Consider the following 11,863-nt stretch of genomic DNA (forward strand, 5'->3'; position numbering starts at 1 on the left):
TTCGACGCCTGCTCGCTGAGCGCCGCGACTTCGCCGTTGAGATTGCGCGCGGCGGCAGAGGTTTCCTCGACCATCGCGGCATTCTGCTGGGTCGACTGGTCCATCGTCCCGATCGCGACGCTGATCTGAGCGATCGCGGTCGACTGAGCCTGGTTGTCGGCTGCCATCTGGCCGAGCAGCTGGTGCACCTCGCCGACGTCGCCCGAGATGTCGGCGAGCGCGTGATCGACCTTCTGGACCATCTCCACCGCCGCGACGATGTCGGTCTGCGTGGCGGTCAGCTGGTCGCGGGCGCGGCCGGCCTCTTCCTCGGCACGCATCGCCAAGGCCGAGACGAGGTCAGCGACCACCGCGAAGCCGCGGCCGGCTTCACCCGCGCGGCCGGCCTCGACCGCGGCGTTCATCGCGAGCACGCGGGTCTGGAAGGCGATCTTGTCGAGACCCTCGATCACGCTGTCGATGCCTTTCGCGCTGTCCGCCACGCGGGTCATGGCCTGCACCGCCTCGTCGGCGATGCTGCGCCCGCCCGACACGGTGGCAATGGCGCCGTCGGCACGCGCGACCGTTCGACCAGCGGCTTCCGCGGTAGCCTGGAGGCGGCCGTTCATCTGCGAGACTGCGGCCGAAGTTTCCTCGAGGCTCGCGGCATTCGCTTCGGTGCGGCGGGCAAGGGCCTCCGACGCCTCTGCGATCTCGCCCGATCCGCTCCGGATCGCCGTAGTCGACTCCATCACCGAGCCGATCAGATTGCGCAGTTCGGTCACGGCGCCGTTGAAGTTGACCTTCACCGATTCATAAGCGGGGGAGAAGGCCTGGTCGATCTGGCTGGTCAGATCGCCCTGGGCGAGCTTGCTCAGATTGGCCTCGAGCGTCTCGACCACGCGCTGCTGCTCGGCATCGGCGATCTTCTTGGCCGCGTCGGCCTTTTCCTTCTCGATCGCCGCCTCGCGGAACACCAGTACCGCCTTGGCCATCGCGCCGATCTCGTCGCCGCGATCGGCGCCCGGCACCTCGGCTGTATTATCGCCCTCGGCGAGCGTCTTCATCCGCGCCTGGAGGTGGGCGATCGGCGCCGTGATGCCCAGCCGCGATACGAGCAGGCCGATACCGGTGGCGATCGCTATCGCGATCAGGCTGAAGACCAGCATCGTGGTCGAGGTACCGCTCGCTGCGGCCGACAGCTTGCTCGAAAAGGCCTGGGCGTCGGCGATGCGCGCGTCATTCGCCTTGGTCAGGTCACCTGCCAGCGTGAGCGCCTTTTTGTCGAGTTCTGCAAGGATCGTCCGCGCCGCGTCGTTCTCGTCGCGTGCGCCATGGTGGATCGCTTCGAGCGCGCCCTTGTGGATATCTTCGATCTCGGCGCGAAGCGTGTCGATTTCGCCCGCCAGGCTGGGATCGAGCTGCTTGACCTCGTCGAGGATCTTGACGGCGTTGTCGTACGAGATGCGTTCTTCTTCGGCGGCGTCGCGATTCTCCGCCGATCCGCTCGGATAGGCCATCACCCGATAGCTGGCGTAGAGCATCTGGCTGCCGAACCGGTTCACGCGCGCAAGCCTGGTGGTGATCGGCAGTTTCTTGTCGACCAGCACCGAATAGTCGGCGGCGGTGCTGGTGAGCGCACGCGATCCATAGAAGGATACACCGAGCGTAACTAGGCCGAGCATCAGCAATAATCCCAGGATCTTCATGGGAATTTTGATGCGGGCGAGGAGGGCCGCCATGGTAAATCCTTGTTCTGTAAGGCGTGCTTCGGCACTTGCTGCGCGCCATAGGGGTTCACTGTCTTATAGGATGCAGGGACCGGCGGCGCGGCGCCGGCGCGGCACATCGCGCCTAGGGATTTCCCCTTAGCCATGGAGTGGCCGACGCCCGCGCTTCGCTGTGAAGCGATGATTTCCTGACCGTGTCGAAGCCGTCGGCGCGCGCCGCAGGCCTATAAAGGGGATCAGTCCATTCTATCCCGGAGCATATCGTGATCTCGACCTCCCCCCCCTCCGCGTTGCGCGGTGCCTTCCTGGGCTTCTGCGTAGTGGCGGCGGTGCCCGCCTACGGGCAGGCCGCGGGCGAGAAGGAAGGCGGCGTCCAGTTCAGCGTCGACGCCACCACCCGGGCGCGCCTCGAGGTGATCGGCGGCCAGTTCCGGCCGGGTGCGGCCGCCGACGACGCGTTCGTCTCGTTCCGCACCACCGTCGCGGCGAAAGCCGAGCTCGGGCCGGTAGCGTTGGGCGGCGAGATCGTCGACGCACGCGGCTATGGCCAGCGCGACGGCTCGTCGGTGCGCACCGGCGAGGTCAACGCGCTCGAGCCGATCCAGGCCTATGTCGCCTATCGCGCGTCCGACGCCTTCGCCAAGGGCGCGACCGCGACCGTCACCGGCGGCCGCTTCGCGCTCGACATCGGCTCGAGCCGCCTGGTGAGCCGCACCGACTTCCCCAATACCGTCCAATCCTATCTCGGCGGGCTCGTCGACTGGCGCAGCAAGGGCAAGGACCGGGTGGTGGCATTCTGGGCCAAGCCCTTCTCGACGCTGCCCGATTCCGTCGCGGACATCGAGGACAACAAGTTCGAGCTCGACCGCGCCGGGGGCAACATCACCTTTTTCGGCGCGAGCGCCTTGGCGGCCAAGGCTCTCGGCAATGTGAGCGCGGAAATCTATGGCTATCGCCTTGCCGAGGACGACCGGGGGACCCGCGCGACGCGCAACCGCCACCTCGTCACCACGGGCCTGCGCCTGCGCCGCGCGCCCGCCAAGGGCAAGTTCGATTTCGAGGGCGAGGCCGCCTGGCAAAGCGGGACCGCGCGCGCGACGACCGCCGCCAGCGACGTGCGCGACCTCGACGTGCGTGCCGGCTTCACGCATCTCGAAGCCGGATGGACGGCGCCCAAGGGCTGGACGCCGCGCGTCTCGGCGATGTTCGACTATGCCTCGGGCGACGGGCGCGACGCCGGCACCTATGGCCGGTTCGACTCGCTGTTCGGCGCGCGCCGTGCGGACTTCGGCCCGAACGGGCTCTATGGCCCGGTCGGCCGGTCGAACCTGATCTCGCCGGGAGTGCGGCTCGAGGCCAAGCCTTCGAAGCGGCTCGACCTGATGGCGTCGGTGCGCGGATTGTGGCTCGCGCAGGCGACCGACAGCTTCGCCTCCACCGGAGTGCGCGATCGCAACGGCGTCTCGGGGCGCCATGCCGGAACCCAGGTCGAGGCGCGGGTGCGCCGCTGGCTGGTGCCCGAGCGCCTGCGCATCGAACTGGGTGGGGCCTGGCTCGCCAAAGGCCGTTTCCTCGAGGTCGCGCCCAACGCGCCCGCCACGGGCGACACGCGCTACGGCCATTTGGATCTCGCCGCCAGCTTCTGAACCAGGCCGGCCGGCGGATCCGTAGGTACAAGACCTGACTGATCCGGATCCGTCGACGGGTCTAGCTGAAACACCCGCCTCATCGCGGGCTTGACCGGAGGGGCTCGTGCCCGGGACCAATCCGCTTCTCGTGCTGATCGTTCGGGAAGCCGCCCTTCGCAGTACGCTGGTCGCGCGCCTCGCGATGCACGGCGCCACCGTGTGGACCGGACGCGCCTTCGACGAGAAGCGCCCGGCATCCGTTCGCGCGCCCGCGGTGCTGATCACCGACGAGGAGTCGATCGAGCACCATCCCGGCGGGGCTGCTGCGCTTTCCGGCGATGCGCAGTGGCGCAAGGTGGTCGTGCTCACCCGCGGCGGCGAGCCCGCGAGCGAAGATGCGCGGCTCTTCTACCTCGCACGCGGCGGCGCCGCGCCGGCGCTGACGCGCCTGCTCGAAGACTGGGCCGCCCAGGACGCCTGAAGGGCGACCTCAGTTCTTCGGGAACAGCCCCGCCGCGAAGGCGATGCGCAAGGCTTCCGAAAGACTGCGCACTTCGAGCTTCTCCATCAGATTGGCGCGATAGATCTCCACCGTCCGCGGGCTGATGTCGAGCTCATAGGCGATGATCTTGTTCGAGCGCCCTTCGATCAGGCCCTTGAGGACATCCGTCTCGCGCGGGGACAGCTTGGCGATCTTCGCCTCGGCGGCCCCGATCCGGTTGGCGGCCTCATTGTCCTCCTCGAGCCGGGCGAAGGCATTGTCGATCAGCTGGAGCAGGGTCTCGGCCTCGTACGGCTTCTCGATGAAATCGAGCGCGCCGGCCTTCATCGCCTGCACCGCCAGCCCGACATTGCCCTGGCCGGTGAGGACGATGGGCACGAAGCGCGCGCTGCCGTCGAGCGTGTTGAGCACGTCGAGGCCGGTGGCGCCCGGCATGTGGAAGTCGAGCAGCAGCACGCCCGGGTCGAGCTCGCCCATGTCCTGGAGGAAAGCATCGCCGGACCGAAAGCCGCGGACGATCAGGTCCTGCCGTATCGACAACAGGCTATGGAGCGAGGCGCGAACGGCATCGTCATCGTCCACAATGTAGATCGTTCTGCTCATCCTAATCTGCACCCTCCTCTACGGCGGGCAGAGTGAAGCGGAAGCTCGCTCCTCCCTCTGGCCGGTTCTCCGCGCGCAATGTCCCGCCATGTGCCTCGATGATACGCTTACTGATCGAAAGTCCAATACCCATTCCGCCTCCGTTACCTTTCGTGGTGGTGAAGCGCGAGAATAGTTGCTCCAACACATGGGAGGGTATTCCGGGTCCGGAGTCGCTCACGGCTAGCTCGATCATCTGATCGCTTAGCCTGTGCGAGGAAATCGTGATGTGACGATCCTCGCGTCCCGAAGATCGCAAGGCCTCCATGGAATTTCTAAGAAGGTTAACCAGAACTTGCTGCACCTGAATACGATCTGCAAATATATAAGGGGCTTCCAGGTCCAACTCATAGCTTACACGGATATGAAATTGGCCCGTACCGACCAATACGAGGTCGGCAGCGTCGCGAACCGTCTGTTCGACTGACTCGGTGCGCATCTCTACTTCGCCGCGCGCCATGAATGCGCGCATGCGGCGGATGATCTCGCCGGCGCGCTGGGTCTGCTCGGATCCCATGCGGAGCAGGTCGACGACACGCTCGGTGCCTTCGCCCTTCTCGATCAGCATGCGGGCGGCGGCGAGGAAGTTGGAGGTGGCGCTGAGCGGCTGGTTGAGCTCGTGCGCCAGGTCGGCGGCGAGCTCGCTCATCGCGCTCTGGCGAGAGACATGCGCGATCTCGGCGCTCAGCTCGCTCAGCCGCTCCTCGGTGGCGAGCTGCTCCGAGAGGTTGCGGATGAAGATCGTCAGCAGGACCTGGCCGTCGCTCCGCGCGACGCCAGCGCGCAGCTCGATCGGAAAGCGGTGCCCGTCGGCGGCCTCGGCGGTGCCGGTGAGCACCTCGCCGACGATCCCGTCGCCGGTCTTCAGGAAATGGCTGAGCGTCGCCATGTGGAGCGCCCGTCGGTCCGCGGGCACGAGCATCGTCGCCGATCGGCCGAGAACGTCGGCGGCGCGATAGCCCCACAAGGCCTCGGCGGCGGCGCTGAACTGCAGGATGCTGCTGTGCTGGTCGATCACCACCATGGCGTCGGGCACGGTCTCGAGCACCGAGCGGAGCTGCGCCTCGCGCCGGCGCAGTGCCGCTTCGCGCTCCTCGCGCTCGGTCACGTCCAGGATGACGCCCACCGTCCGCAGCAGATTGCCTTCGGCGTCGTAGAAGGCTCGCGCCGATCCCTCCACGGCGCGCACGCCTCCCTGCGGCTGCAGGAAGCGATAGCGATAGCTGAACTTGTCGGCGCGATCGCGGACGGCGCGCGCGATCGTGTCGAGGATGCGCTGGACGTCCTCGGGCTCGACCTGGGCGCGCCAGGATTCGAAATCGGAGATCATGCCGGGCACCATGCCGAGCCGCTGCTCGGTGCCCGGGGACCATTCCATCCTCCCACTCACGACATCCCATTCGACGATGCCGAGTTCGTGCGCCGAAGTCGCCAGTGCCAGCCGTTCCTCGCTGACCTTCAGCGCCTCGACAGCCACCACCCGCTGGGTGATGTCGGTCACCTTGAGCAGGACGACGTCGGGCTGTCCGGGGCTCTCGACCTGGCGGGTCCGTTCGAGCACCGAAACCTCGCGCCCGTCGCGACAGATCTCCACCAGTTCCTGCCCGTCCTCGAGGAGTTCGCCGTGCATCGCCTCGTCGAGGCGGCATTGCGAGCGGAGCAGCAGATATTTGTTCTGCCCAAGCGCCTCGCCCGAGGTCCAGCCGTAGAGCTCCTCGCACCCGCGCGACCAATGCGTGATGCGGCCCTCCGCATCCGTCAGGACGACCGTCGTATGGTCGAGCGCCTGGCTGAGCTCGACCATCGCCGCCTGGCCGCGCGCCACCCGGACGATGGCCCAATAGGCCACGAACGCCACGATCACGATATTGAAGAGCGCGACCAGCGCCCCTGCCGCCAGCGGCGACAGCCGATCGGGCCTCGCGATCAGCAATTGCAGGGCGGACGGGATCACCGGCACGATCAACACGATGGGCAGGAGGACCCGGATGATGCGCCAATCGCCGCTCCGCATCGTCAGCAGCCGGACCCATTGCAGCCTGCTGTGAAGGATCAGGAAGGCGACCGCCAGCAGCAGGGTCGCGATCGCCGCGGGCAGCGAGGCGGAGAGGATGCGGGCGGTCGCGCCGCCGGGGCTCGAGAACAGGACGAGCACCGCCGTCGCCGCGGCCAGCGCCATGGTGATCGCCGCCAGCAGCGTGCCGGCTTCGCCCGACAGCCATTTGCGCATCCGCGCGCCATAGCCGGCCGCGGCGAGCAGGACGAATATCGTCGAAGGGCTGGGGCCCGGCCTGCCGGGGTGCGGCGCGTCGAATTCCGCCAGCATGGCTCCGAACAGGAGCTGGTCGGTGCCGAGGTCGATCCCGGCCGCATTCTGGAAGATCGAGGCCAGCGCGATCAGCAGCGGCACGAGCCAGAGCGCCGAGGCCAGCCTGTCCCGGTCGAAGATCGAGGCGAGGAAGCCGAACGAGAGGCAGATATAGCCGACCGCGGTGAGGGGCCAGATCGGATAGTCGTTGAAGCCGAACCCGCGCAGCACGGGGATGTCGAGCACCCAGCCCGAGAAAGAGAGAAGGCTGCACAGAGCCGCGAGCGCAACAAGGACTGTCGCGACCTTCTTTGCCGGAGGTGGCTGCCCCTCGGCAGATCCACCGGAACGGTTACTGACTCGCAAAATACCTGCCCCTGTACAGGGTAAGCGAATTGCCCCTGCCTTAACACCGATCAATTCTTCGTGGAAAGCTCCGAACGTCCACTGTGGGTGTGTCTCGTTGGGTCGCAATTTTCCGACGGGATTTCAATGGTCAGGGCGCGCTTGCCAAAAATGGCGTTTGCCACGATCAAAGCGCGGCGCCGCGAGCGCAACGAACAGGGAAGGATTCGCGCTTGTTTCGACCGGTCTTGATCCTCGGCGCCGCGCTGGCGCTGGCTGGCTGCGCGGAAAACGCCGGCGAGGCGAAGAGCAGTTCCTCGGAGCCCGCCGCCAGGGGCCCCGGCAAGGGCAAGGGCTATTCGCACGATCCGTTCCCTTCGACCTATCGCGCCTATCCCGGCGCGCCGACCCTGGTGACCAACGTCACGATCTTCGACGGCGAGGGTGGCCGGATCGACAATGGCGCGGTGCTGTTCCGCGACGGCAAGATCGTCGAGGTGGGACAGGGGCTCAGCGCCGGGGCGGGCGTTACCGTCATCGACGGGCAGGGCAAATATCTCACGCCCGGCGTGATCGATATCCACAGCCATCTCGGCGACTATCCCTCGCCCGGCGTCGAGGCGCTCTCCGACGGCAACGAGATGACCTCGCCGGTCACCGCCGAGGTCTGGGCCGAGCACAGCGTCTGGCCGCAGGATCCCGGCTTCGGCCGCGCGCTGGCCAATGGCGGCGTGACGACGCTCCAGATCCTACCCGGCTCGGCGAACCTGTTCGGCGGGCGCTCGGTCACCGTGAAGAACGTCTATGCGCGGACGATGCAGGGGATGAAGTTCCCCGGCGCGCCTTATGGGCTCAAGATGGCGTGCGGCGAGAACCCGAAGCGCGTCTATGGTGGCAAGGGCCGCGCGCCCTCGACGCGGATGGGCAATATCGCCGTCGATCGCGCGACCTGGGCCAAGGCGGTCGAGTATAAGCGCCGCTGGGACAAATATGAGGACAAGGGCGGCGAGCCGCCCGCGCGCGACCTCGCGATGGATACGCTGCGCGGTGTGCTCGAGGGCGAGATCCTCGTCCAGAACCATTGCTACCGCGCCGACGAGATGGCCGTCGTCATGGATATGGCCAAGGAGTTCGGATACCGCGTCACTGCCTTCCACCACGCGGTCGAGGCCTACAAGATCGCCGACCTGCTCAAGGCCAACAACGCCTGCGCCGCGGTCTGGGCCGACTGGTACGGCTTCAAGGTGGAATCCTATGACGCAGTGAACGAGAACCTCGCCATCCTCGAGAAGGAGGGCGCCTGCGCGATGATCCATTCGGACGACGCCAACGGCATCCAGCGGCTCAACCAGGAAGTCGCCAAGGCGCGCGCATCGGGCATCAAGGCCGGCTTCGACATCTCGGAGGCGGCCGCGTGGCGCTGGCTGGCGATCAACCCGGCCAAGGCGCTGGGGATCGCCGACCGGACCGGCAGCCTCAAGCCCGGCAAGATGGCCGATGTCGTGCTGTGGAACGGCAATCCGTTCAGCGTCTACACCCGCCCGCAGATGGTGTGGGTCGACGGGGCGCTGCTCTACGACGCCAACAATCCGAAACTCCGGCCCGTATCCGATTTCGAGCTCGGCCAGCCCGGCGAGGGGGACGTGAAGTGATCAAGAAGCTGCTCCTCTCGGCGAGCGCCACGCTCGCGCTCGCCGCTCCCGCCGCCGCGCAGACCGTGGCGATCACCAACGCGAAGGTCGTGATCGGCGACGGCGCCGGACCGGTCGAGGGCGGTACGGTCGTGATCCGCGACGGCCGCGTCGTCGCCGCCGGCGCCGGCGTGGCCGCGCCCGCGGGCGCGCGCGTCGTCGATGCCGGCGGGCGCTGGGTGACCCCGGGCATCTTCGCCGGCTTCACCCGAATGGGGATCGTCGAGATCGATGCGGTCGAGGGGACCAACGATACGGCGGCGGCAAGCTCGCCGTTCAACGCGGCGCTCGACGTCGCGCCCGCGGTCAATCCGAAGAGCAGCCCGCTCGCGATCAACCGGCTCGAAGGCGTGACTCGCGCCGTGGTGGCGCCGGACAACAGCAAGGGCTCGATCTTCGCGGGGCAGGGGGCGATCATCGACCTCGGCACCGACATGGGCCCGGTCGCCAAGCCCCGCGCCTTCCAGTTCATGGAATATGGCGAAGCGGGCGCGCGTGCCGCAGGCGGCAGCCGGCCCGCCGCCTATGCGATGCTCAAGAACGCCTTGTTCGAAGTGCGCGACTATGTCCGCAATCCCGCAGGCTTCGCCGATCGCGGCAAGGACGCGCTGCTGACGCGCGCCGACGCCGAGGCTCTGGTGCCGGTCGTGCAGGGGCGCGTACCCCTGCTCGTCCATGTCGAGCGTGCGTCCGACATCCTGACGATCCTCGCGCTCAAGCGCGAAGTGCCGACGCTCCGGCTGGTGCTGGTCGGCGCCAGCGAGGGCTGGACGGTCGCGCGCGAGATCGCCGCGGCGGGCGTTCCCGTGATCGCCTCGGCGCTGGCCGACCTGCCCGAGAGCTTCGAGCAGCTTGCCGCGACCCAGTCGAACATCGGCCGGATGAAGGCGGCCGGGGTGCTCGTCGGGATCGGCACGATCAACCAGGACGAGGCGCGGCAGGCGCGCTGGGAGAAGCAATATGCCGGCAACCTGGTGGCGCTGCGCCGCGTGCCTGGTGCGAGCGGGCTCGAATGGGGCGAGGCCTTCGCCACGATCACCTCGCGCCCGGCAGAGGCGCTCGGGCTCGGCGACGAGTTCGGTTCGTTGAAGCCCGGCCGGCGCGGCGACGTGGTGATCTGGGACGGCGACCCGCTCGAGATCGGCACCTCGGCGGTGAACGTGTTCATCGACGGCGTCGAGCAGCCGATGGCCAGCCGCCAGACCCGCCTGCGCGATCGCTATTGGAACCCGGCGGAAGGTTCGCTCCCCAAGGCGTATCAGCACTGATCCCGGTTGCGGAACCCGGATGGAGGATGCAGCATTGCCGAAACGCCGCAGGTGCGGCCACGAACGGGAGAGACGCAGATGAGGAAGCGCATTGTCCTGCCGGCGCTCGCAGCGCTGGCGCTCGCCGGTTGCGGGTCCACCGGTGAAGGCGGCGGCGCGGCGAACGACGTGACGCCGGCCAACGCCGCCGATGCGGAGGCGAACGCGACCGGCAACGCCGCGGGCGGCGAGAATGCGCTGGCCGCGGTGCTCGGCATGTCCGACCGCCAGCGCAACGTCGTCTTCATCCGGGCCCTGCTCGACGCCGGGATCGACTGCCAGTCGGTGGTCTCGTCCGAACGCCTGCCCGACCAGGACGGCAAGCCGCTGTGGCGGGCCAATTGCTCGGACAAGCGCTCGCACATGATCAGCGTCACGCCTGACGGCACCGCCAACATCGTCAGCCGCACCGACCGCTGAAAGAAAAGGGGAGGCGCCTTGCGGAGCCTCCCCAGTCGGGCCGAAAGGGTGGCCGTAACCCTTAGAGGGCGATCACGCCGCCGTCGTCCTTGGTGATCACGGCGATCGCCGAGCGCGGGCGGACGCTCGCCCCCGCAGTGCCGGTCGCCTGGCTGTCGGGCCAGTGACCGCTCGGAGCGGCTACCGTGCCGCCGTCGCCCGGATGCTGGATGCCGACGAACAACGTGCGGCCGTCCGGCGTCGTGTCGACTCCCGTGATCTCGCAGTCGACCGGGCCGACGAGGAAGCGCTTGAGCGTCGCGGCGGTCGGCGCCGCGCCGACGCGGGTGGCCTGGGTAGCCGTCGCGCCGCCGGTGCCGGTGTTGGTGATCGTACGCGCCCCGCCGTCGCCGACGGTGCCCGGCATCGCCGCGAGCATCATGCAATTGGTCACGTCGGTATAGGCGCCGTCGTCGGTCTGGATCCACAATAGCGGCTTGACCAGGCCCGAGGCATTGGTCGGACGGCTGAACCACAGCCCGTCGGGGCTCGAGAAGTCCTGATCGGCAGTGAGGCCGGAGACGTTGATGTTGGCGGGATCCAGATCCACGCCTGCGCCGAACAGATAGATGTCCCAGGTGAAGCCGGTCGCCTCGGTCGAGTCGCCGGTTTCGCGCAGGCGGATGATGTGGCCGTTGGGGTTGCCGAAGGACGCGGCGTTGGTCGGGCCGAACGGGTCGTTATAGTGGCGCGGATTGGCGGCATCGGTGCCGTTCAGCGGCCGGCCGGCGGCGTTGTTGTTGGTCAGTGTCAGATAGACATGACCGTTCGCCGGATTGACCGCGGTCCATTCCGGCCGATCCATCGGAGTGGCGCCCACCACGTCGGCGGCAAGGCGTGCATTGACCAGCACGTCGGCCTGGTCGGCGAAGGGATAGGCAGCGTTGGCCGCGGTGATCCCGTTCTGGCCGAACACCAGCGGCACCCAGGTGCCGGTGCCGTCGGCATTGAACTTCGCCACGTAGAGCGTGCCGCTGTCGAGATATTTGTCGCCGATCGCCAGGCGGTCGGTTGCAGTCGCGTCGGCGGCCACCCAGTTGGTCGCCGAGACGAACTTGTACATATATTCGCGCCGCGAATCGTCGCCCATGTACCAGGCGGGCTTGCGGCCGGCGACGAACAGGCCGGGCCACGCGCCTTCATGGCCGAGACGGCCGAGCGCGGTGCGCTTGCGCGGCGTCGAGGTCGGGCTGTACGGATCGATCTCGACTACCCAGCCGAACTGGTTGGGTTCGTTGCGATAGTCGGTGGTCGCCGATCCGCCCACCGTGG

General features: G+C 67.8%; 9 protein-coding genes. 5 read left to right on the plus strand and 4 right to left on the minus strand.

Going from position 1 to position 11,863, the window contains the following annotated elements:
* A partial coding sequence (locus MT490_RS01845) for a methyl-accepting chemotaxis protein (RefSeq protein WP_297383757.1) occupies nt 1-1,688 on the minus strand: 1,688 nt, incomplete at its 3' end.
* Nucleotides 1,689-1,972: 284 nt separating this feature from the next.
* Here MT490_RS01845 and MT490_RS01850 point away from each other — a divergent pair.
* Nucleotides 1,973-3,355 (plus strand): alginate export family protein, encoded by a 1,383-nt coding sequence (locus MT490_RS01850; protein WP_297383758.1) that lies wholly within the window; start codon nt 1,973-1,975, stop codon nt 3,353-3,355.
* A 106-nt stretch (nt 3,356-3,461) separates the two neighbouring features.
* On the plus strand, nt 3,462-3,818 hold the full coding sequence (locus tag MT490_RS01855; RefSeq protein WP_297383760.1) for a hypothetical protein: 357 nt from the start codon (nt 3,462-3,464) through the stop codon (nt 3,816-3,818).
* Nucleotides 3,819-3,827: 9 nt separating this feature from the next.
* On the opposite strand, the gene MT490_RS01860 is transcribed toward MT490_RS01855, so the two are convergent.
* Nucleotides 3,828-4,442, minus strand: a complete 615-nt coding sequence (locus MT490_RS01860) for a response regulator (RefSeq protein ID WP_297383762.1) — start codon at nt 4,440-4,442, stop codon at nt 3,828-3,830.
* 1 nt (nt 4,443) lies between these two features.
* Nucleotides 4,444-7,035 carry a PAS domain S-box protein gene (locus MT490_RS01865; protein WP_297383764.1) on the minus strand — a complete coding sequence of 864 codons (2,592 nt, stop codon included), beginning with the start codon at nt 7,033-7,035 and terminating at the stop codon, nt 4,444-4,446.
* A 350-nt stretch (nt 7,036-7,385) separates the two neighbouring features.
* Here MT490_RS01865 and MT490_RS01870 point away from each other — a divergent pair, with 350 nt between their 5' ends.
* From MT490_RS01870 to MT490_RS01880, 3 genes are all read left to right on the plus strand, one after another.
* Nucleotides 7,386-8,786, plus strand: coding sequence for an amidohydrolase (locus MT490_RS01870; protein WP_297383770.1), 1,401 nt, complete (start codon nt 7,386-7,388; stop codon nt 8,784-8,786).
* Nucleotides 8,786-10,093, plus strand: coding sequence for an amidohydrolase family protein (locus MT490_RS01875; protein WP_297383771.1), 1,308 nt, complete (start codon nt 8,786-8,788; stop codon nt 10,091-10,093). The genes MT490_RS01870 and MT490_RS01875 overlap by 1 nt, the downstream gene beginning before the upstream one ends.
* 78 nt (nt 10,094-10,171) lie before the next feature.
* A complete protein-coding gene (locus MT490_RS01880; protein WP_297383766.1) occupies nt 10,172-10,552 on the plus strand; it encodes a hypothetical protein in 381 nt (126 codons plus the stop codon).
* 61 nt (nt 10,553-10,613) lie between these two features.
* Here the strand turns inward: MT490_RS01880 and MT490_RS01885 are convergent.
* On the minus strand, nt 10,614-11,863 hold a 1,250-nt coding region (locus MT490_RS01885), incomplete at its 5' end, for an alkaline phosphatase PhoX (protein WP_297383768.1).

The sequence above is a fragment of the Sphingomonas sp. genome, assembly GCF_026460985.1.
In the GTDB taxonomy this organism is placed as follows: Bacteria; Pseudomonadota; Alphaproteobacteria; order Sphingomonadales; family Sphingomonadaceae; genus Sphingomonas.